Here is a 21,410-nt window from a genome sequence, read left to right as displayed (position 1 = left end):
GCCGGAGTTGGCGTGGCCGGGAGTGTCCCTGCCGACGGTTGAGGCCGACCGTTGCGAGGGGCGGATCATCCCCGCAGCGGATTGGCGCGGGCCGCCGCGAGCAGATACCAGGCCGTGGCGCCGACGTGTCGGTAGGGGTAGTAGCCGAAGCCGAAACCGGTGTCCAGAGGACTGCTGGCCGAGACCACGCCCGACCGTTCGGGCAGCGCTCTGCTCCCCACCGTCTGGCCCGTCCCGAGCTGGTCCTGGGCCCGCTCGATGGAGGCGATGAGGCGCGCGGCACGCCGTTCGTCACCGCTCGTGCAGCGGTCCCGCAGGGCCAGGGCGAGGTGGGCGGTGCCCTCGAACCACACGCCGTTGCGGTCGGGCTTGGGCTGGGAGGCTGCGATGGGCGAGCTCTCATCCGCGACGAGGGACGCCGAACTGAAGGTGACCCCTTCGTACGACTGCCCGGCGGGGACCGTGCTGTTGGGCCGGTCGGCGGTGTCCAGTACCGCGAGGTGGACTGCCGCCCAGTCCACCGACCGGGCACGACGGCGGTCGTGGAGGGACAGACAGCTCCAGGTCTGGGTGTCCTCGGGCACCGGGGAGGTGTTGACGGTGACGCCGTCGTTGGTGCCGGTGTAGAAGAAACCGCCGGACTCGTTCCACATCTTGTCGAGGAACGCCCGCGCGCGGGCCCGCCGCTCCAGCCAGACGCCGTCCCCGGTCAGCCGGGCGAGACGGGCGAAGAGGCAGGTCAGGTCGATGTTGTGCTCGGTCGAGGTGAACGGGAGCTTCTGATCGCTGCCGTCGACTCCGAACTTGTAGCCGCCGAGGGGCTCGTCGGTGCGGCCGTGGGTCTCCACCCACTCACCGATCCGCACGGCACCCGCCAGGAACCGCGCCGCCCCCGTGCGGGCGGCCAGCGCGGCCAGCGCGATGCCCGCCCAGGCCATGTCCCCGACCGCCGTACCCGTGAAGCCGAACTGCGTGCCGACGTTCACGGTGCCGTCCGCGCGCACGAAGCCGTCCGGTTGCGGTGAACCGTCGTAGAACACGTACGGCCCGACGTTGTACGCCTGGCGGAGCCTGCCGTCCGTGTGCTGCGGGTCGTGGGTCTGCGCGTAGAGCAGCGCGTCCCCGAGGGCGACGGCTCTGGCGCGCGACCCGGGGCCGGAGCCGGCGAGATGGGCCAGGATCGCGAGGGCGTTGTCGTATGTGAACGCCGTACTGAAGAGCCCGGCCTGATCGCTGTAGCTCTGGGCCAGGCGGATGCCGCCGTGGTCCGGGTAGCCGTCCATGGCCGCATCGAGAAAGGCGTAGCCACGCGTCCGGGCATCTCCCGCCTCGACGCCGGGAGTTGAGCCGCCGGCCGCGCGAGCCGTGCCACTGCCGAACACGGCCAGGGCGGCAGCGGCGCTCCCCGCCCCGATGATCGTCCGGCGGGCGATCTCGGCCATGGCTGCTCTCCTCGGGGTCACTGACGCTGCTGGGTCCGAGAGTTCAGCTCTTTGAGAGCGCTCTCAAGGGGCCACATTCTGCTGGTGCGGGCGGTGGTGGTCAAGGTGATGCGCGGGGAAGAAGCGTCTGGGTGCCGGAGGGTGACCGGTGGCCCGTGTCAGTCTGTCGCGCCCGCAACCTGGTCGAGGAACCCGTCGACCAGGTTGCGGGCGTTCGCCCGGGCGGCCGGTTCCAAGTCACTGCTACGGGCGAGGAGTTGGCCGGGGTCGACGCCGTGCCGCAGCGCCTGCTGTTCACCGCCGTTCGCCAGCCATCCGCACAGCATCCACAGGGTGATCTCCGGATGGAACTGCACCCCGAGGCTCCGCCCGACCCGGAACGCCTGCACGCCCACCTCGTTCCGCGCCAACTCCTCGGCGCCCGGCGGCAGTACGCACCGGTCGTAGTGCCACTGCATCCAGGGGCCCGGGCCCACGAGCGAGGGGTCGTCCGTGTCGATCTCGGTCCAGCCGATCTCGGGACGCGGCGACGGCTCGACCGAGCCGCCGAGGGCGGTGGTCAGTGCCTGGGCGCCGAAGCAGACGCCGAGCACCGGTATGTCGAGATGGTGGGCCTTGCGCAGCAGCGCGAGCTCCCCGCCGATCCAGCTTCCTATGGCCGTCTCGTCGTACACCGACCAGGGCGCGCCGAGCGAGACGACGAGATCCCAGTCGGCGGGGTCGGGGAAGCCGAAGGCGACGTCCGGGGTGAGGTGACGGTGCTCGGGCACGACCGTCACGACCTCGAGGTCGTAACCACGTTCCACGAGGCGGGCACCGACCAGCCCCGGTTCCGTCGTGTGGTCGTGCTGGACGACGAGTGCGCGCACGGTGGCGACTCCTTGGTTCTTGGCGGGCCTCTTCGAGTATGTTGTTTGAGTTCAAATGATAGTGGGTGTTTGCCGCACCCGACAGGGATCACGGTGGCCGAAACTCAGCCCTTCGCCCGGCGGCCACTCCGTCGGGGTGCCGGCTCGGCGCCGTTGAGAAGGGACTGGCGGCGCTCCTCGCCGTTCTGCTCCACCTGCATCACCACGCGCCGCAGGCCCTCCGCCAGGGTCCGGCACTCCTCGTCCGTCAACTGGCCGGTGACGAAGGCCTCTTCCTCGTTGAAGGCAGGGAACAGCCGCTGCATCAGCTGCTCGCCCTCGTCGGTGAGGCTGAGCAGCACCAGCCGGCCGTCCGTGGGGTGGCCGGCCCGCTTGACCAGTCCGCGCGACTCCAGGGTGCGCGACACCCCGGTCAGGGTCCCCTTGGAGATGCCCGCTTCCTCGGCCACGTGCCGGGTCTCCGACTCGCCCCACACCCATACGACCCACAGCACGACGAACGCCGTCCAGGTCAGGTCGGAGCCGCGCAGCACCGAGTTCTCCACGTGCTGGCGCACGGCGGAGGCGGCCCGGTAGATGTTGGCCACGGCGGCCATCTGGTCCCGTCGTATCGGGATGCCGCCGAGTTTCGCCGCGGCGAGCTTCTCGGCTTCGGTGATGGATCGCTGGCCGGGCACGGGCGCTCCCTCGCACTTCATTGACCGTTCGGACTCAAATTGTACGGGTCAGCGTTCGTGGACGATGTGCCCGTCGAACACCGTCAGGTCCACCTCCGTGTCCGTGATCGCATGGGGATCCAGGCCGAGCAGCGGGCGGTCCAGGACGCACAGGTCCGCGACCTTGCCGGCCTCGACCGTCCCCTTCCGCTTCTCCGCGAAGTCCTGCCGGGCCGCGTTGACCGTGTACGCCCGCAGGGCCTCGGCGAGGCCCACACACTGGTCGGGGCCGCTGGGCCGGCCGCTCGCCTTCGACTCCCGCAGCATCATCGCGGCCACTCCCTGCCGCCAGTCCGGCTCGGTGATCGGTGCGTCCGAACTGGCGCAGACCGCGATCCCGGCTTCGACGGCGGACCGTACGGGCCACTGGTAGGCGGACCGCTCGGGCCCGACGACCTCGTCCATCAGGTCGGAGATCGTCCACTTGATGGCGGGGTTCATGTTGATTCCGTAGCCGTGCGCGGCGAGCTTGGCCAGGCTGCCGGCGCCGATGAAGTCGCCGTGAATGACGTAGTGCCGGGCGTCGGGCCGGGGCGCGGCCTCGTTGGCGGCGACGAAGGCGTCCACGACCGTGTCGATGGCGCGGTCACCGGTGACATGCACACCGAGCTGGAAGCCCGCCTCGTGCGCGGTGCGGATCATCTCGCGCAGTTCGTCGACCTGGAGCGCGGGAGTCTCGCCGTGCACGCACAGCGCGCCGTGGCCGCCGCCGGCGTAGGGCTCCTTCATCCAGGCCGTACGGTTCGGAGGCACCCCGTCGGCGAAGATCTTCACGCCGATGGCACGCAGCAGGCGCGGGTCGGCCGACTCCGGGCGCCGCAACTCGGCCAGGCCCTTGCGTACGTCGTCGGCGGAGCCGCCCATCGGCGCGGGCAGCAGCAGGACGCTGACCCGGGCGTGCAGCTCACCGGCGGCGGCGAGGTCGGCGTAGGCGGTCCAGTTGTCGGTGCTCAGCCCGCCGAAGAGGGTGGTGGCGCCGCCCGGGCCGAGGCCGGGTTCGGTGTAGCTGGTGATGCCGCGGGAGTGGAGTTCGGCGATCACGTTCCGGATGGCGTGGCGGCGCTGCTCGACGGTGGGGGAGGGGAGGGCGACCTGGACGAGCCCCTGGGCCGCCTCGCGCAGGATGCCGGTGGGCTCGCCGTCCGGGCCGAGGTCGACAACGCCGCCGGCCGGCGGCACGCTCGACGCGGTGATGCCGCACTGGCGCAGCGCCGCGCTGTTGACCCAGGCCATGTGTGAGGAGAAGTCGGTCAGACAGACCGGATTGTCGGGCGCGACCGTGTCCAGGTCCCGGCGGTGCGGGAAGCGACGCGGGTCGGCGAGGCACTCCGCGAGGTAGCCGGGGTCCCAGCCGAGGCCGATGACCCACTCCCCGGGCCGGGCGCCCTGCACCGCCCGGCCCACGGCGGCCGCGATGTCGGCGATCGAGCCCACCGCCGGGTGGCCGACGGCGAGGGCGAACGGCGGCTTCGTCATGCCGTACGCCGCCCCGTGCAGATGGGAGTCGTTGATGCCGGGCAGGACGGTCCGCCCGCCCAGTTCGACGACCCGCGTGCCGGGCCCGGCCAGGGCACGCATCTCGGCGTCGCCGCCGACGGCGACGACGGTCCGGCCGCGCACGGCCACGCCTTCGGCCACCGTGAAGCCGTCGTCGACGGTCAGGACCTGGCCGCCGGTCAGGACGAGGGTGGGGGTGCTGTCGCTCACGTGCTGCCTCTCAGCGATGTGTAGGAGGGTACGAGGGACGGGGTACCGGTCACCGCGCCGGTCGCGGGCCGAGGCGGGCGAGGGCCGCGCCGGCGACGAGGGCGGCGCCCTGGGCCATCTGCTGCCAGAAGGTGGGCACGTTCAGCAGGGTGAGACCGTTCTGCAGGCAGCCGAGGAAAAGCACGCCGAGCAACACCCCGAAGACCGAGCCCGAACCGCCGGTCAGCGCGACTCCGCCGAGCAACACCGCGGTGAGCACGGTCAGTTCGAAGCCGGCACCTGAGGTCCCGGCGACGACACTGTCCAGCACCGACGCCTTGATCGCCCCGGCCAGCGCGGCCGCGACGCCCGTGACCACGAACAGCGCGAAGGGCGTACGGCGGACGCCGATGCCGGAGAGGTAAGCCGCCTCCCGGTTCACACCGATCGCAAAGACATGCCGCCCGGCGGGCGTGAGCGCCAGGAACAGCGCGCCCGCCACCAGCACGAGCACGGCGATGACGACGGGGGCGTCGACGCCCGCGACACGCGACCCGCCGAGCCAGGCGAACCCCGATCCGAAACCGCTCAGCGGCAGCGGAAACAGTTGCTGCGCCAGCCCGCGCACCGCGGTCAGCATGCCCAGCGTCACGATGAACGCGGACAGGCCCAGACAGCAGCACAGGATGCCGTTCACGGCGCCCACCGCCCCGCCCACCACCAGAGCGCCGAGCACCGCCACGACCGGCGACTGGTGCTGCTGCCCGGCGAGCCACCCGGCCACCAGCCCGCCCAGGGCGAGCGTGGATCCCACCGACAGATCGAGGTAATCGCTGATCACCAGCAGCGCCAGAGGCACCGCCACGATGGTGAGCGTGGCCGCGTCCGTGGCGATCCCGCGCAGATTCCCCCCCGTCGAGGAAACTCCCGGTCGTCAACTGGATAACCAGCACCATCAACCCGAGAACACCGAGCAACGGATGCCGCCGCACGAGGCCGATCCCGCTGCCGACGAGGGCACGCGGCCCCGGGACCAGGCGGTCGGCGGGGGAGGTGGTTGCGGTGGTCATGCCGTTCCTTTCGGGGACGTGGGGGTTGGGATGGGTTCGCATCGGGCAGGTCCGGCCGAGGCGGGTTCGTCCCGGTCGGAGCCGACCGGGCTGGACACGGCCGCCTCGTGTACGGCCGACAAGAGGGCGGATTGGGCACCGAGATTGGTGGCCTGGGTGTCGGCGTTGCCCGCGTCGCTCGTGGTCAGCAGGGAGAGGTGCTGCATCTTCGCGGCGGTGGTGGAGAGCTTCACCAGCGTGGAGTAGAGCGGGAGTTGGGTGAAGGGGTAGTCCAGGCCGATCCTGGTGAGGGCTTTCGGGTCCGATGACGAGCCGGCGGCTACGCCCGCCGCCTTCGCCGCGCCGGCTCCGTCGCCGGGCGCCGAACAGCCCGCCGCGGCCAGAGCGCCGGCCGCCGTGAGACCGCCGGACCAGGCGAGGAACTGCCGGCGTGAGGGCGAGGAGGCGGTCTGCGGGAATCTGGTCATGGCGGTGCGCTCCCAGGGAAACGGGCCCGTCACGGCGGGCGTCCGGTGGTGCCGAACAGAAAAGCCCCGGGCCTGTTCGCCCCGCCATCCGTACAAATACCGACTCTCCGAGCGCTCCCCGCCCACCTGCGGGAAACCGGTCACGCCCAACCGCGAACGGCTTGTCCTGGGCGGCCGCCGCGCCTACCGTTAGGGCCCAAACAATCTCCGGAGCCCTCGGGAGGCGCGCATGCTCACCCACCAGCAGATCGCCGCCGCGACCCGCATCGGCATGCTCACCCGTGAACGTGACACGGCCACCGCATGCGACCAGGCTCTGCAGGAGCTCGGCCGGGCCCTCCCGTTCGACGCCGTGACCCTGCTCGGCATCGACCCCCTGTCCGGGGAGTATGTGCAGATCGCCGGCGTCGGCTACACCGCCGAGACCTCGCAGGCCTTGGCCGCCGAGTTCGTCTCCACTCCCTGGTACCGCAATGTCGTACGGCAGGAGCTGCCCCGCTCCATCTCCGAGGACGCCGACGATCGTCCAGGACCGCGCTTCCGGCACGGCTGGTTCTACGCCGAGCGGGTCCGGCCGGCCGGATTCCGTGACGGGCTGACCGGGGCGCTGCGCCACCAGGGGCGGCTCGTCGGCCTCATCCATCTGTCCACCGAAGGGGCCGATGCCTACGACACCGAGGCGCGGCACCTGCTCGCCTCGATCCTCCCGGCACTGGGCGTCCTCACCGACCCGACGGCTCACGCCGACGGCCTCGCCGGCCTGCCGTCGGGTGCGGGCGCGAACCTCGTCACCGCCGACGGGGTGATCGACCTGCCGGGCCGGGCGCCCGCCGAATCGTTGCAGGACCCGGACTTCGCCCGGCTCGTCGAGGTGTTCGTGCTGTCGGGCGGGCTGCGGCTGCGGATGCTGTGGCCGCTCGGATCCGGCTGGTGCCGGGTCGTGCTGCACCGGTGCACAGTGGGGCCGGGCGCCGCCCGCAACGCGGTCCTGGTGCACGAGGAGCGCGTCCACCTGCCGTACGGCCTCAGCACGCGCGAGCTGGAGGTCCTCACCCGGGCCGCCCGCGGCCAGACCAACCAGGCCATCGCACAGGCCCTGTTCCTCTCGCCGCGCACGGTCCACAGCCATATCGAGCACCTGCTGCGCAAGACCGGCTGCGCCTCGCGCGCCGAGGCCACGGCGCTCGCCGTACGCGACGGCGTGCTGCGGCCCACCCCCGACGACCTCGAGTACTTCGTGGAACGGGCGCCCGCCGCCCGGGAAGAGGGAGAAGACCGACGATGACCCGCACGCCCCGCATGCTCCTCGTCCTCAGCGAGAACTGGACCCTGACCGGCGGCCGCGCCGATCTGCCCACGGCCGTACGGTGGGCCCGCGAGGCCGAGGACGCCGGCTTCGACGCGGTCATGGTCAGCGAACACATCGTGCTCGGACCGGACGCCGGCGCCGACGGCATCATGGGCAACCCCCGCGACTACGCCCTCCCGGGCAACCAGGACCCGTACAGCCCCTGGCCGAACTCGCTGCTGCTGCTCGCCGCCATCGCCTCCGTCACCGAACGCCTGCGGCTGGCCGCCGCGGCCGTACTGGCTCCGTTGCGTCATCCGCTGCTCATGGCCCGGGAGTTGGGCACCCTCGACCTGATCAGCGAGGGCCGGCTGCTGGTGCAGCCCACGGTCAGCTGGAGCAAGGACGAGTACGACGCGCTGGGGGTGCCCTTCGGCATACGGGGGCGGCTGCTGGACGAGCATCTTGAGGTCTGGGCCAAGGCCTGGGGGCCGTCCCCGATCTCGCACGAGAGCGAGCACTACCCCTTCCGGAACGTCTTCTTCGAGCCCAAGGCGTACCGTCCCGAGGGGCCGCGGCTGTGGTTCGGCGGCCAACGCCTGCACGGACCCGTCCTGCGCCGACTCGTCCGGTACGGTCACGGATTCCACCCGCTGGGCCGGCCCGCACCGCAGGACCTGCAACTGCTCAAGGACGCGATGGCCGCCGCCGGCCGGGACGTCAACGAGGTGGAGATGATCGGCGGTACCCAGGCCGTGTTCCCCGACGACCACTCGCCGGCGGACCTCGGCGCGGCCCTCGCGTCGATCCCCGAGCAGCTGGAGCAGGGCTTCACGACCTTCTGCATCAAGCCGAACCAGTTCATCGACGACCCGGACGGGGTCGGAGCGTTCTGCCGTGACGTGATGCGTCGGGTTTCCTGACTTTCGCCCTCAAGGTGGCCTGACCGGGCGACCCTTGGTTCATGCCGCAGCGCGGGCCGGGGGTTGTCCCGGCCCGCGCTTCGTCGATCCGCCGTCAGCAGCCCGGGGTCAGCCGAGCAGCTTGCTCGCCAGGGTCGCGGCGTTGTACGAGCCCCATCCGGTGGTGAAGTCCCAGCCGGTGGCTGCGGAGTAGGCGCCGTTGCTGCCGCTGGTGATGTCGTGGAAGCCGGTGCCGTTCGCCGAGTAGAGGGCGGGGTTGGCGAAGCCGAGGTTGGCCTTGCCGGCCGCCGCGGCCTGCTGGTTGTACAGGGCCGCGAACGCCGCCCACTCGGGAGCCGCGGCACTGGTGCCGCCGACCGACGACCAGGAGCCCTGCGAGTAGATCGAGACACCCGGGCTGGGGTTGGCGTGCGCCGAGACGTCCGGGACTTGGCGGAAGCCGCCGCCGGCGCTCTTCTGCACCGCGGTCTGCCAGCTGGGAATCTTGAAGACGGAGGACTTGCCGCCGCCACCGCCGGACCAGGCGACCTCCTTGCTGAAGGTGTTGGACGAGGTGACGGTCAGCTTGGTGCCGCCGACACCGGTGACATACGGGTCGCTGGCCGGGTAGTCGACGGAGGTGCCGCCGTCGCCCGCGTCGTCGGAGCCGCTGTCACCGGAGGCCGCGTAGAAACCGAGGCCCTGGGCGGCACCCGCCTTGAAGACGGCGTCGACCGCGTTGATGCCCGAGGTGGTGCGGGCGCTCTCGGCGGCGCCCCAGCTGATCGAGGTGGTGGGGATGCCGCTGTCGACGATGGCCTGGTAGGTGTCGACCTCGCCGGCGTCGGAGTTGGGGCCCTCGAAGACGGTGACGTTCGCCTTGGGGGCGATCGCGTGCAGGACCTCGATGTCCAGCTCGACCTCGACCTGGCCGTCGCCGAGAGCGCCGGAGCCGCCGTCGACCTTCTGCACGGTCGGGTTGGGCGAGCCCAGGCTGTAGTTGGTGTCGTACTTGGTGATGTTGGACTGCTGGAAACCGTCGAACTCCAGCAGCGCGATCTTCTGGCCGCTGCCGGTGTACGTGCCGGAGACGTTGTAGCCGCCCTTGAGCTGCGCCGGGGTGTAGCCGCCGCCCGGGCCGTTGTGCGGGGTGAGGGTGGAGGGCGCCTGGTGGTGCAGGGTGAGGCGGTTGTTGAGGCCGGCCACGTCACTGACGAGGGAGGCCAGGGAGGCCGGCAGCGTGGGCGCGGTGTCGTTGGCGTAGAACGAGCGCCCCGAGGCCGTGTCCTTCCAGGTCGACAGCGTGGTGCCGAAGGCCTTCTCCAGCTGGGCGGCGGTGCCGTCGGCGTCGACCAGCAGATTGCCCGAGTGGACCTTGCCGACGGTGAGGCCCTGCGCGCGCAGATAGTCCTTGAGCTGCTGAACCTCGGCGGCGGTGCGGCCGAAGCGCGCCGCGAACTGGCCCTTCGTCAGGTAGTGGCCGTAGGAACTGGACCGCGGATCGCTGACCTTGGCGACGAAGGTGTCGAGCGCCTTGGCGTTTCTGGGGGTCAGGCTGATGGCCACGGATATCCGCTTGCCGGCGGCGACGCTGCCGGTGCGGGTCGCGTTCTTGTTCAGTCCCTTGAGGACATCTCCGGTGACGGCCGCGCGCGTCGCGTGCGGTTGGGCGGTGCCGGCGGCGTAGGCGGAGGGTACGGCGGCGGCGAGCAGCGCCGGCACGGTGACCAGGCCGAGCAGTTTCAGGCGTGACTTCACTGAGGTCCTCCGGAGGTGGGGGGTGGTGTCCCGGAAGTCGGAACGGCTTCAACGTAGGAACATCCGCCCCACCCGCATAAGCGGGGGAACCCTTGCTTCACGTGTTAACAACTGATGTCACGTGAACGCCGGATGTCACGTCAGCGGCGGCTGTCCAGCGCACGGGCCGCCCGGATCCGTCCGGGCTGACTCGACGTCACTGCCTGTACGGCAGGCGTGACTTGGTCGTCGTCGGAGTTCACGGCCGTCGCCCCGGATGCGATGACGGCGACCGCCATCGCATGGGCGAGGGCGGTACGCGAGCGGACGCCGACCTTGCGGTAGACCCGCGACAGGGCGCCTTCCACCGTCTTGACGCTGATGAACAGCTCCGCGGCGACCTCGCGGTTGGTGGCCCCGCCGCCGACCAGTTCGGCGATCCTGGCCTCCGTCGGGGTGAGTTCGGGTCCGGCCGCGCCCGCCTCGCCGCCGCGGTCCCCGGCATCCAGCCGTGCCAGCTCGTCCCCGGCCCGCGCCGCCAGCGGAGCGGCGCCGATGCGTCTCGCGGTCTCCAGCGCCTCGCCGAGTGCTGCTCGTGCCGCGGTCCTGCGGCGCGCGCGGCGCTCGACCGCGCCGAGCGCGATCAGAGTGCGCACCAGCTCCATGGGCAGGGGGAGTTGGCGCAAGCGGTCCGCCGCGGCACGCAGCCGCAGCGACCCCTCCTTCGCGCGGCCGAGCCCCGCCTCCCGCAGCCCCTCCGCCCGTTCCAGAGCCGCCAGTACGCTGCCGGGCGCATCGCCGGACACCCGGGTGCGGGCCTCGCGGAGCACCGCCCCTGCGGTGTCCGTCTCGCCCAGGATCACCAGGGCTTCGGCCAGGTCGCCGTACCAGTGCAGCAACGGCGGATCGGCGGCACCCATCGCCTCGCCCAGTTCCCTGACCCGGTGCAGCGCCTCGGCCGCGGCCGCCGCGCCCCGCGGGTCGCCGGCGAGCAGCCCGGCCTGTCCGAGCACCGCAAGCGCGCGCAGCAGGAACAGCCGGTCGCCGTCCGCCTCCGAGGCCCTGACCGCCTGTTCGGCCAGCTGCCGGGCCTCGTCGGCGGTGCCGCCCGCGGTCGCCGCGAGCGCCGCCGCATACAGCGCGGGAGCCGCCTGTACGCCCGTCGCGGCGAGGGCGCGCGAGCAGCGGCCCGCGGTGCGCAGTGCTTCCCGGCAGTGCCCGGCGCGCACCTGGATACGGGTGAGCGCCACCAAGGTCGCCATGACCTCCTCGACCCCCGCGAAATCGCCGATGTCCGCGAGGAGTTCGGAGACCTGCTGTCCGGCCTCGGTGACCCGGTCCGAGTCCAGGGCGAGGATGGCCCGCATCCGGATGAGCCCCCAGCTCTCCGGGCCGGCTTCGGCGCCGCCGACCAGAGTGAGGGCCTCCTCCAGTGCGGCACTGGCGGCGGCCGGTTCCCCGGCCAGGGACTCCACCCGGGCGAGGGTGGCGAGGGCGCCGATGCGGGTGTCGGTGTCGTCTGCCCGGGCCGCCTGCCGTGCGGCGCGCCGGGCATGCCGGGCCGCCTCAGCCAACTCCCCGCACAGCAGGCCGCGAACGGCAGCCCAGTGGTGCAGCCATCCCTCGGCCTCGGGGTCGCCGTCGGCGTCCCGCAGGCCTTCCTCGATCAGGTCGCGGGCGCCGCCCAGCGCCTGCCCGGCGTTGCGCAGCAGGATCAGCCGGGCCTGCACCCGCTGCCGTGCCGAGCCCGACCCGGCGAGCACGGTCTCGGCAGCCTGCCCCGCCTCCTCCAACTGCCCCGCGTCACATGCGTAGTCGGCCGCGGCCAGCAGCCGGTCGGTCCGGTCCGCGGGGCGGTCGCCGGGAGTGCGCAGGGCGGCGAGCCCGGCCAGTTCGAAGGCGGCATCGGGTGCGCCGTCGCGGCGCGCCGACTCGGCCGCGGACATCAGCGTGCGCGCGGTGTCCTCGTCCTCGTACGGGTGCGCGAGGGCGAGGTGGCGGGCCTGCTCCACGGGCTCGGTGACCGCACGGGCCAGCAGGGCATGCGCCTGCCGGCGGCTGTGTTCCGGGGCGTCGGCGCAGACGGCGGCCCGGAACAGCGGATGGCTGAAACGTACGGTTCCGTCGGCGTCGACCGCCGCCACACCGAGCCGTTCGGCCTCCGCGAGGTCCGCGGCCGGGTCGCCGAGCCCGGCGGCACGCAGCACGGTGAGGCTGGGGCGGGCGGCGGTGGACGCGACGAGGAGGGTGTGCCGAACGGCCTCCGGCAGCGTACGCACCTGGTCCAGCAGCAGAGCGCGCAGCCTCCGGGGCACGGGCAGCGCCCGCCCGAAGCCGACGGACACCGCATTCCGCGGGGCCGCCCGCCCCAACTCCAGTGCGTACGACGGGTTTCCGGCAGCGGTGTCCTGGACCGCCCGCAGTACCGCCGACGGCAGATCGGCACCGATCACGGCGCTCACGAGGTGGGCCACCTCGGCGTCCGTCATGGGCGGCACCGGCAGCTCGACGGTGCCCGGCGGGCAGCAGCGCAGCCGTTCGGGCTGCACGCCGTCGGGCACCCGCTCGGCGGCCACCACCCGGACAGCGAGGCCTTCGAGGCGCCGTACCGCGAAGGCGAGCACCTCGGTGCTCGGCTCGTCGAGCCACTGGAGGTCGTCGACGACCAGGAGCACGGGGCCGGTGGCGGCGAGGGTGCGCAACACGTCGACGACGGCGACGCGCACCGCGAGACGGACCTGGTCGTCGGCCGGCTCCGGGCCGCGCAGCAGGACCGCCCGCAGCGCCGCCCGCGGCTGGGGCGCCAGGGCCTCCAGGCAGTGCTCCGGAACTCGCGCGAACAGGTCGATCAGGCCGACGAAGGGCAGCCGGGCGTCCTCCTGGGCGGGCGAGCAGTACAACACCGTGCCTGCCTTGTCCTGTGCGGCCAGGGACGCCGCCAGGGCAGTCAGGAGAGTGGTCCTGCCGATGCCCGCGGGGCCGTGGAGGAGTACTCCGGGGCGGGCCGTCAACTCGGCCAGGGCGGTGTCGAGCAGCGCGCGGCGCCCGCTCAATGACGGTACCCGCGGCGAGGGCAGCAGGTCCCAGAGCATCGCAGCATGTGGACATGACAACCTTGGTTGATCCGGCTTGTCAATGACGTCCGGCGCCTGCCGGTCACGGGCTGCGTTTGAGGACCACGTAACCGTAGGCGGCGTCGTCGATCGCGTAACGCGCGTGGGGGTGCAGCTGATGGGCGTATGCCTGGACGTCGTCGACCCACTTGCCGGTGTTGTTCAGGGCGATGTAGTCGGGCGTGATGCCCCGGGTGGCGCCGATCCAGAAGACACGGCAGCGGGAGGTGAGACGGCTGCTGGGACCGATGTCGGCCTCGACCGTGGCGTCGTCCGGGATGCGGTCCAGGGCGCGTTCGATGCGGGGGACGCCTTCGGGGGTGTCGTAGGTGGCGGATTCCGTCAGCGTGGCCAGCGGCAGCGTGGTCGTGAGGGCCAGGGCGGCTGCTGCGACCGCCGCGGGCAGGTGCTGGGCGTACGAACGCAGCCAGGGCCGGGAGCTCACCCGTGCGCGGGTGAGCGCGTCGACGAGGGCCAGCGCGACGACCGGCATCAGGACCGCGCTGTAGTGCCAGCCGGTGCCCCAGTAGTGGTCGTCGGAGGAGTAGAAGCGCCAGCCCAGGGTGGGCAGTGCCACGACGGACAGCGGGGAACGCAGGGCGAGCAGTCCGCTGGTGGGGATCAACAACCAGGCCAGGGTGCGGAGTTTGATGTCCGTGCCGTCGAAGAGGGTGAAGCCGCTGTCGACCTTGGTCCAGTACTCGTAGCCACCGGAGGTGTTGAAGGAGGGGATGACGAGGGTGAGGGTGACAAGGGTGGCCGCGATGCCCAGGACCGCCACCGTGAGGGCGTACCCGAGCGCGCGCGGGGAGCGACGGCAGCGCAGGGCGACGACCAGCGCGATGGCGGCCACCGTCAGGCCCAGGTCCTCCTTGACCAGCAGCAGCGGCAGCGCCCGGAGCAGCGCGGGCCGCCATCTGCGGGCCAACAGCGCCTCCAGGCTGAAGGCGATCAGGGGTACGGCGAAGCAGATCTCGTGGAAGTCGAAGTCGACGGCCCGTTGCAGACCCCAGGACAGCCCGTACGCGACGCCGAGGACGAGCCCGCGCGGCCGCCCCAGCAGCCCCGCGGCCGCCCGGGTCACCGGCACGGCCGACAGCGCGAACAGTGCGGCCTGGGCGATCAGCAGCGTGACAGGGGAGGGGAAGAGCCGGTAGACGGGGGCGAGCAGAGCGAGCACCGGGCTGAAGTGATCGCCCAGGATGTTGAAGCCGGGCCCCTTCAGATCGACGACCGGCGCCCGCAGATGGGCGTAGGCGCGGACCGCCTGCTCGAAGATGCCGAGGTCCCAGGAGCGGGTCGCCAGGTGCTCGTACCGGAGGATGGACAGGATCGCGTACGCGGCGAACAGGGCGGTCGCCAGGAGGTAGGGATCGTGACGGCCGGGCGGACAAGGGCGCCGGTCACGCGGGGGAGGCGCGACCGGCGCCGGTATGGAGGGGTCGGAGAGAAGCGAAGTGGGGGCGTCCTGCTGGGTGTTGGGCACGGTGGGGGGCGTCCTTATGTGCCGGCACGGATCATCCGCCGCGGGCACTCGATGACTACGTCATCTGCTGTGACCGTCTTGACCGGCCCCCGGTTCACCCGCTGAGACGTAGATCACTTACTGCTGGGGCGGCCAGCGTCGGCGCCGCGCCCGTCTCAACGGGGCTCGTACGGCTTGGGCAGGCGCATACCCCGGTCGGCCATGATCTGCCGTACGTGGTTGGGGTAGTTGGTGATGATGCCGTCGACGCCCATGTCCATCAGCGCTTCCACGGTGGCCGGATCGTCGCAGGTCCACGGGATGACCTTCAGGCCCCGTGCGTGGGCCTCCTGGACCATCGTCCGGTCGGAGTAGAAGCGGAAGTCCGGGTCGCCGACCTTTCCGGTCTGCGGGAAGCCGTAGTTGGGGGAGAGGGCCCTGACCCCGGGGATGGTGGCGGCCGCCCTCACGAAGTCGCCGCCGTAGTCGTCGGCGTCGATCCCGCCGAGCCACGGCGAGGCGCCGGGCCGGCCGACCTGGAGGAAGTCGTAGTTCGTCAGCGCGACGAGGGGCCACTTCGGGGCCAGTTTGTGCATCGCCTTGAGCGCGCCCCAGTCGAAGGACTCGATGGTGACCTGGCGCTCGATGCCGGAGCGGTGGATCTCCTCGTAGACCCGGCGCACGAACAGCGCGCGCGGTGCGGTCTGTTCGGGGGCGCCCGCCTCGACCTTGGTCTCGATGTTCAGCTTGAGCTGCTTGGCGTGATAACTCCTCACCAGATTCAGGACGTCCTTCAGCTCCACCATCCGGAACCCCTTGACCACCTCCTGCTCGGGGAAACCGGGCAGCTGCCGGTAGCCGCAGTCCATGGTCTTGATCTGGGCCAGCGTGAGGTCCTTGATGTACTTCCCGACGTACGGATACATCGGATCGCCCGGTGTGACGGGCGCGGTGTCACGGCACTTCTGGGCGCTGACCTGCCGGTCGTGGTTGACGACGACCTTCTCGTCCTTGGTGATCTGGGTGTCCAGCTCCAGGGTGGACACCCCAAGACGCATCGCCTTGCCGAATCCCTCCAGGGACTCCTCGGTCGTCATGCCGATGCCGCCCCGGTGAGCCTGCAGATCGAAGTGCCTCTTCCCGGGCGGCACGCGGGAGCCGTCGTACGTCGTCGCATGAGCCGCCGCCGGGAAGGCGAGCACCGGAGCCAGCGCCAGGGCGGCGAGGGTGTGTCTTGCGGACATCGAAACCTCACTCGGGTCGGTTCGGGCCACGGCACGACGCTAGTTGGAGCCCTGCTCGGCGGAACGGCCCGCACATGAGGTCGGCGTGAAATGTACGTGCGCGGGAAGGAGCGCTGCTTCCGCTGCCGTTTTGTAGCGGCAGGCACTCTTGACAACATGCGTACTGTTTCGCGACGTTTGATCCTCGGCGGACAGTTCGGAACCCGAGGATCGACCGCGCAACGACCGTGTACACGGCCGGGAACCGGCTGATACTCAAGGAACGTGGTAGGACGCGGACAGTGCGCCGCGGGGGGACGTCACGGGGGGAGCGGTCGCGGATGCGATCAATGAACAGGGGTCCACACGCTCTACCGGCCTGCCCTGCGGCCGGGTCGTCCCTCGCGGAACCTGGGGAAGGGCGGATGATCTGACGTGGACGTCACGATCCACAGAGTCGACGAACTGAGCACCTCGCTGCGTACGGCGTGGCATGCGGCGATGGACGAGTCCCCCGAGTACGCCAATCCCTTCCTGGCTCCGGAGTTCGCCCTCGGGATCGGCAGATACCGCGCCGGCACCCGGATCGCCGTCCTGCGTGAGGAGGGGGCGCCGGTCGGCTTCTTCCCGTACGAACGAAACGCTTTCGGCGTCGGCCGGGCCGTCGGGCTCGGCCTCTCCGACTGCCAGGCGCTGGTGCACCGCCCCGGAGTCACCTGGGACGCCCAGGAACTGCTGAGAGCCTGCGGGCTGTCCATCTTCGAGTTCGACCATCTCGTCGAGGAACAGAAGCCGTTCGGCCGGCATGTCACGGGGATGTTCGCCTCCCCGGTCGTCGATCTGAAACCCGACGAGAGCGGTTATGCGCCATGGCTGCGCGGTGCCTACCCGGGGCTGGCCAAGACGACGCTGAAGAAGGAACGCCGTCTCGGGCGCGACGTGGGCGAGGTGCGCTTCGAGTTCGACGAGCGCGATCCGCGGATGCTGCGTCGGCTCATGCAGTGGAAGTCCGCCCAGTACCGCAGGACGGGCCGTATGGACCGCTTCTCGCGGCCGTGGATCGTCGACCTGGTGGACCATCTCTTCGAGGTCCGCGAGGAGCACTTCACCGGTGTGCTGTCGGTGCTGTACGCGGGCGACCGGCCGGTGGCGGCGCACTTCGGGCCCCGGTCGCGGACCGTGCTGGCCGCCTGGTTCACCGCCTACGACCCCGACCTGCACTACTACTCGCCCGGCCTGATGATGCATCTGCGCACCGCCGAGGCGGCTGCCCGGAACGGGGTGACGCTGATGGACCTGGGGCGCGGCGACAAGGAGTACAAGGACTGGCTCAAGACCCGCGAGCTGCGCGTGGCGGAAGGATTCGCCAGCCGCCCCCACCCGGTCGCGGCGGCGCACCGGCTGTGGCGGAGACCGGTGCGGGGCCTGCGGAACACGGTCAATGCCCACCCCGAGCTGCGCGCACCCGCCGACCGACTGCTGAAGACGGTCGGCACCCTGCGCACCTCGGGGCGGACGGACTCCGGCACCGCGGGGCCCCGCACACGCTGAACAGGCGCCGGCGTCAGCCCGCAGCGAAGTCCGGTCCGCCTGCCGGAGCAAGGGTGTAAGCATGTAATACGCGCATGCATGCCCTTGGGCCAGCGGAAAGGTCGACTCGTGGCCGAGACACTTTCCGAGCCCGACCGCTCCCGTCAGGAGCAGGCCGCGCTCGACTCCTACTCGCAGATCGTCACCTCCGTCGCTGCCGAGCTCACTGCGAAGGTGGCGGCCCTGAACGTCGCGCACCGCCGCTCCAGAGGCCGATTCGTCAGGGGGACCGGCTCCGCGGTGGTCTTCACCGACGACGGCTTCCTGCTCACCAACGCCCATGTCGTGGGGCACTCCGACGCCGGTACGGCGCACTTCGCCGACGGCACGACCACCCCCTTCCATGTCATCGGCGCCGACCCGCTCTCCGACCTCGCGGTGGTCCGCGCCGACGGGCCGACCCCGCCCCCGGCCCGGCTGGGCGAGGCCGACGCGCTCCGGGTGGGACAGCTGGTAGTGGCGGTCGGCAACCCCCTCGGACTGACCGGCAGCGTCACCGCCGGCGTGGTCAGCGCACTGGGGCGGTCACTGCCGGCGAGCGCGGGACGGGCGACCCGGGTCATCGACGACGTCGTCCAGACCGACGCCACCCTCCACCCCGGCAGCTCGGGCGGGGCGCTCGCCACGGCCGACGGCAGCGTGGTCGGCATCAACACCGCCATCGCCGACGTCGGCCTGGGCCTCGCCATCCCGGTGAACGGCACCAGCCGCCGGATCATCGCGACCCTGCTCTCCGACGGCAGAGTCCGCCGCGCCTACCTCGGCCTCGCCGGCATCCCCGCGCCGCTGCCGCCCCTGCTGCGGGCGCGAACCGGCCGCCACACGGGCCTGCGGATCGTCGAGGTCGTGCCCGCGTCCCCCGCCGCCCGGGCCGGACTACGGGACGGCGACCTGCTGATCACCGCCCACGGCGAACCGGTGACCAGCGCCCAGGCCCTGCAGCGGTTGATGCTCGAGGACGCGATAGGGCGCCCCCTCGCCCTCACCGCCCTGCGCGGCGACGCCCTCGTTGACGTCATCGCCACACCGGTGGAACTGATCGCGGAGGACTGAGGGGCTGAGGATCCCGGCACGCCGAATGATGGATCCCCTGCCTCGGCCGGTACGTGGGCTCGCAGCCCGGCGTCGCATCCGCCGTCGGGGGCGCGCCCGTCGCGAGGCTTGCGACTGGCGCCTGGGCCTGCGCCCCGGAGAGGCGTGCACTGCCTGAGTTCGCGGTCGGGTGCCTGGGCGTGGGGCCGAGCACCCGCGCGGTCCAGCGCCCGTGCCGTCCAGTGCCCGTGCTGTCCGGCGTCCGCGTGCCGTCCGCGTCCGCGTGCCGTCCAGCGCCCGCGCAGTCCTGCGTCCGCGCAGTCCTGCGTCCGTGCTGTCCGGCGTCCGCGTGCCGTCCAGTGCCCGTGCCGTCCAGCGTCCGTGCCGTCCAGTGCCCGTGCTGTCCGGCGTCCGTGCCGTCCGGGGTCCGTGCCGTCCAGTGCCCGTGCTGTCCGCTGTCCGTGCTGTCCGGTGTCCGTGCTGTCCGGTGTCCGTGCTGTCCGGGGCCCGTGCCGTCCAGTGCCCGTGCTGTCCGGCGTCCGTGCCGTCCGGCGTCCGCGTGCCGTCCAGCGTCCGTGCTGTCCGGCGTCCGTGCCGTCCAGTGCCCGTGCCGTCCAGTGCCCGTGCCGTCCAGCGTCCGTGCCGTCCAGTGCCCGTGCTGTCCGGCGTCCGTGCCGTCCGGGGTCCGTGCCGTCCGGCGTCCGCGTGCCGTCCAGCGTCCGTGCTGTCCGGGGTCCGTGCCGTCCAGCGCCCGTGCTGTCCGGCGTCCGTGCCGTCCGGCGTCCGCGTGCCGTCCAGCGTCCGTGCCCGTCGTCCAGCGCCCGGTTCCGTCGAGGCGGCGGTGCTTTCGATCGGCGGCCGGGCTTCGGGCCCGCCAAGGCGCCTGAGGGTCGGCGATGGGCCGTTCCGTCCGGGAGGGCCCGACGGCCGGCCGACGGGCTGGGGCCCGAGGGCGGGGCCTGCCCGTCGGCACTCAGCTCTATGTGGGCTTGCAGTCCGGCGTGCGTTCGCCGATTTGCCGAAACGGCAACAGGCATCGACCGCATCGCCGCCCACCCGGCATGATCGTCGCCCGCGCCTTCGGTCGCGCTCGCCCCGGGAGGGACCCATGCCGCAGACCCCCGCCGACCAGCCTCACCACCGCCTTGTGCCCGCACCCGCCGGCCGGATCCATCTGGTCGAGCAGGGCAGCGGGCCCCTGGTGCTGCTCGTGCTGCACCAGCTGCAGGCCCTGGCGGCCGCCGGTTACCGTGCCGTGGCCCTCGACGTCCGCGGTTACGGACGTTCCTCCAAACCCGGGGACGTGGCCGCGTACCGCATGCTCGACCTGGTCGCGGACAACGTCGCCGTCGTCGACGCCCTCGGCGAGCCGTCCGCGGTGATCGTCGGCCACGACTGGGGCGCGACCATCGCCGCCACCTCGACTCTGCTGCGGCCCGATGTGTTCCGCGCGGTCGGGCTGCTGAGCGTGCCCTACACCCCGCCCGGCGGGCCCAGGCCCAGCGAGGTCTTCGCGGGAATGGGCGGCGAGGAGGAGTTCTACGTCTCCTACTTCCAGAGCCCCGGCCGGGCCGAGGCCGAGGTCGAGCCCGACGTACGAGGCTGGCTCGCCGGTTTCTACGCGGCCCTGTCCGCCGACACCATGCCCGCGCCCGGCGCGCCCGACCCGCACTTCGTCGGCCGCGGCGGGACGCTGCGCGACAGGTTTCCGGCGGACCGTCTGCCGCACTGGCTCGGTGAGACCGAACTCGACGTCTTCGCCGGGGAGTTCGAACGGACCGGCCTCACCGGCGCCCTGAACCGCTACCGGAACATGGACCGCGACTGGGAGGACCTGGCCGCCCACCACGGCGCCCCCGTCGCGCAGCCCTCGTTGTTCGTGGGCGGAGCCCTCGACGCGTCCACCATCTGGCTGGCGGACGCGATCAAGGCGTACCCCACCACCCTTCCCGGTCTGACCTCCTCTCACGTCCTCGACGGCTGCGGCCACTGGATCCAGCAGGAACGCCCCGAGGAGGTCAACCGGCTACTGATCGACTGGCTCGGCTCTCTCGATTCTCCAGACTCTCCTGGTGTCTGACGCGCGTCAGGGCTTGCCGGTCCAGGTGTGGGCCACGTCCACGATCACGTGGCCGTCCGTCCGCAGCACACGGAACGGCAGCCGGGCCCGGACGCCGAGCCCGAGCTGGGTGTCTCCCTCGAAGCTGCCGGCGAACCGGGTGTCCCGGAAGGCGCGGTACCCGGTGAGGTCGACGCCCGGCAGCGGTCGGCCCGCCCGGGCGGGATAGGTGGGCGCCCCGGTGTCGGGGTCGTAGCTGGGCGCATGCACCCGCACCTCGAGGATGGCGCCGCCGCCGACGGGTATGAGGCGCCCGGAGCCGTCCTGGTAGAGGCGGTTGACGTACCTGACGGAGTAGCCGAGGCTGCTCCGGCCCGCGCCGGGGATGTCGATGACCATCCGGTCGTAGCAGGTGTGGCGACCGGTCCTGATGTTCTTGACCGGCTTCGTCGTGGATGCTGCGCGTGTCTTGGCGAGGCTGCCCCAGCCGGTGGGGCAGGCGACGGTCCGGGCGGTGGCTGCCGGTGCGGCGTCGGCCGGAACCGCGGTCGCTCCCATTGCGGCGCCCAGGAGCATGAGCGTCGCCCATGCGGTTCTGCTGCGTATTGCTCTGCTTCGTCTCATCTCGTCCCCCGAAGCATGGTTCGTACTGGTATTTGATGAGACATTCCGGGTGGCTGAAAGGTTGCGGCTTTGGGCTGGTCATTTCCAGGATCCATGGGGGCTCCGACAGCATCGACAAGCCCCGGTG

16 protein-coding genes are annotated in these 21,410 nt (G+C 71.9%); 5 read left to right on the top strand and 11 right to left on the bottom strand.

What is annotated here, in order from left to right; all coding sequences use genetic code 11:
• Positions 1-65: 65 nt before the first annotated feature.
• From ABD355_RS04490 to ABD355_RS04465, 6 genes are all read right to left on the bottom strand, one after another.
• Complete coding sequence (locus ABD355_RS04490) at positions 66-1,442, bottom strand: Tat pathway signal sequence domain protein (protein WP_344398711.1); 1,377 nt, start codon at positions 1,440-1,442, stop codon at positions 66-68.
• 158 nt (positions 1,443-1,600) lie between these two features.
• Positions 1,601-2,311 (bottom strand): type 1 glutamine amidotransferase, encoded by a 711-nt coding sequence (locus tag ABD355_RS04485; RefSeq protein ID WP_344398710.1) that lies wholly within the window; start codon positions 2,309-2,311, stop codon positions 1,601-1,603.
• A 104-nt stretch (positions 2,312-2,415) separates the two neighbouring features.
• Positions 2,416-2,988 (bottom strand): MarR family winged helix-turn-helix transcriptional regulator, encoded by a 573-nt coding sequence (locus ABD355_RS04480; RefSeq protein WP_344398709.1) that lies wholly within the window; start codon positions 2,986-2,988, stop codon positions 2,416-2,418.
• A gap of 48 nt (positions 2,989-3,036) precedes the next feature.
• Positions 3,037-4,734, bottom strand: coding sequence for an amidohydrolase (locus tag ABD355_RS04475; RefSeq protein WP_344398708.1), 1,698 nt, complete (start codon positions 4,732-4,734; stop codon positions 3,037-3,039).
• A 49-nt stretch (positions 4,735-4,783) separates the two neighbouring features.
• Positions 4,784-5,578 carry an ABC transporter permease gene (locus tag ABD355_RS04470; protein ID WP_344398707.1) on the bottom strand — a complete coding sequence of 265 codons (795 nt, stop codon included), beginning with the start codon at positions 5,576-5,578 and terminating at the stop codon, positions 4,784-4,786.
• Positions 5,579-5,779: 201 nt separating this feature from the next.
• Entirely contained in the window at positions 5,780-6,250 is a 471-nt protein-coding gene (locus ABD355_RS04465; RefSeq protein ID WP_344398706.1) for a twin-arginine translocation signal domain-containing protein, read from the bottom strand.
• A 229-nt stretch (positions 6,251-6,479) separates the two neighbouring features.
• Here ABD355_RS04465 and ABD355_RS04460 point away from each other — a divergent pair, with 229 nt between their 5' ends.
• A complete protein-coding gene (locus tag ABD355_RS04460; RefSeq protein ID WP_344398705.1) occupies positions 6,480-7,535 on the top strand; it encodes a helix-turn-helix transcriptional regulator in 1,056 nt (351 codons plus the stop codon).
• On the top strand, positions 7,532-8,461 hold the full coding sequence (locus ABD355_RS04455) for an LLM class flavin-dependent oxidoreductase (RefSeq protein ID WP_344398704.1): 930 nt from the start codon (positions 7,532-7,534) through the stop codon (positions 8,459-8,461). Before ABD355_RS04460 ends, ABD355_RS04455 begins: the two co-directional genes overlap by 4 nt.
• A 108-nt stretch (positions 8,462-8,569) precedes the next feature.
• On the opposite strand, the gene ABD355_RS04450 is transcribed toward ABD355_RS04455, so the two are convergent.
• From ABD355_RS04450 to ABD355_RS04435, 4 genes are all read right to left on the bottom strand, one after another.
• Complete coding sequence (locus ABD355_RS04450; protein WP_344398703.1) at positions 8,570-10,198, bottom strand: S53 family peptidase; 1,629 nt, start codon at positions 10,196-10,198, stop codon at positions 8,570-8,572.
• A gap of 140 nt (positions 10,199-10,338) precedes the next feature.
• Positions 10,339-13,269 (bottom strand): helix-turn-helix transcriptional regulator, encoded by a 2,931-nt coding sequence (locus ABD355_RS04445; protein ID WP_344398702.1) that lies wholly within the window; start codon positions 13,267-13,269, stop codon positions 10,339-10,341.
• Between the two features lie 64 nt (positions 13,270-13,333).
• Positions 13,334-14,776 (bottom strand): DUF2079 domain-containing protein, encoded by a 1,443-nt coding sequence (locus ABD355_RS04440; protein WP_344398701.1) that lies wholly within the window; start codon positions 14,774-14,776, stop codon positions 13,334-13,336.
• Between the two features lie 155 nt (positions 14,777-14,931).
• Entirely contained in the window at positions 14,932-15,999 is a 1,068-nt protein-coding gene (locus ABD355_RS04435; RefSeq protein ID WP_344398700.1) for a glycerophosphodiester phosphodiesterase family protein, read from the bottom strand.
• A gap of 414 nt (positions 16,000-16,413) precedes the next feature.
• On the opposite strand from ABD355_RS04435, the gene ABD355_RS04430 reads away from it, so the two are divergent.
• The 3 genes from ABD355_RS04430 (at position 16,414) to ABD355_RS04420 (ending at position 20,680) form a co-directional block, all read left to right on the top strand.
• Positions 16,414-17,529 (top strand): GNAT family N-acetyltransferase, encoded by a 1,116-nt coding sequence (locus ABD355_RS04430; protein WP_344398699.1) that lies wholly within the window; start codon positions 16,414-16,416, stop codon positions 17,527-17,529.
• A gap of 108 nt (positions 17,530-17,637) precedes the next feature.
• The gene (locus ABD355_RS04425; RefSeq protein WP_344398698.1) at positions 17,638-18,621 is read left to right on the top strand and encodes a S1C family serine protease; all 984 of its coding nucleotides are present in this window, start codon (positions 17,638-17,640) and stop codon (positions 18,619-18,621) included.
• Positions 18,622-19,708: 1,087 nt separating this feature from the next.
• Positions 19,709-20,680, top strand: a complete 972-nt coding sequence (locus tag ABD355_RS04420) for an alpha/beta fold hydrolase (RefSeq protein WP_344398697.1) — start codon at positions 19,709-19,711, stop codon at positions 20,678-20,680.
• Positions 20,681-20,686: 6 nt separating this feature from the next.
• Here ABD355_RS04420 and ABD355_RS04415 read toward each other — a convergent pair whose 3' ends face one another.
• Complete coding sequence (locus ABD355_RS04415) at positions 20,687-21,283, bottom strand: AMIN-like domain-containing (lipo)protein (protein ID WP_425585694.1); 597 nt, start codon at positions 21,281-21,283, stop codon at positions 20,687-20,689.
• Positions 21,284-21,410: the final 127 nt, after the last annotated feature.

Source organism: Streptomyces longisporus, assembly GCF_039532765.1.
In the GTDB taxonomy this organism is placed as follows: Bacteria; Actinomycetota; Actinomycetes; order Streptomycetales; family Streptomycetaceae; genus Streptomyces; species Streptomyces longisporus.
Note: the sequence above shows the minus strand (reverse complement) of the source record. Positions and strands in the feature narration are given on the sequence as shown.

Bases quoted from the DNA above. Each gene is read 5' to 3' on its own strand.
- ABD355_RS04455 (WP_344398704.1), top strand. From the start codon at position 7,532: ATGACCCGCACGCCCCGCATGCTCCTCGTCCTCAGCGAGAACTGGACC.
- ABD355_RS04445 (WP_344398702.1), bottom strand. From the start codon at position 13,269: ATGCTCTGGGACCTGCTGCCCTCGCCGCGGGTACCGTCATTGAGCGGG.
- ABD355_RS04415 (WP_425585694.1), bottom strand. From the start codon at position 21,283: ATGAGACGAAGCAGAGCAATACGCAGCAGAACCGCATGGGCGACGCTC.
- ABD355_RS04435 (WP_344398700.1), bottom strand. From the start codon at position 15,999: ATGTCCGCAAGACACACCCTCGCCGCCCTGGCGCTGGCTCCGGTGCTC.
- ABD355_RS04465 (WP_344398706.1), bottom strand. From the start codon at position 6,250: ATGACCAGATTCCCGCAGACCGCCTCCTCGCCCTCACGCCGGCAGTTC.
- ABD355_RS04420 (WP_344398697.1), top strand. From the start codon at position 19,709: ATGCCGCAGACCCCCGCCGACCAGCCTCACCACCGCCTTGTGCCCGCA.
- ABD355_RS04490 (WP_344398711.1), bottom strand. From the start codon at position 1,442: ATGGCCGAGATCGCCCGCCGGACGATCATCGGGGCGGGGAGCGCCGCT.
- ABD355_RS04460 (WP_344398705.1), top strand. From the start codon at position 6,480: ATGCTCACCCACCAGCAGATCGCCGCCGCGACCCGCATCGGCATGCTC.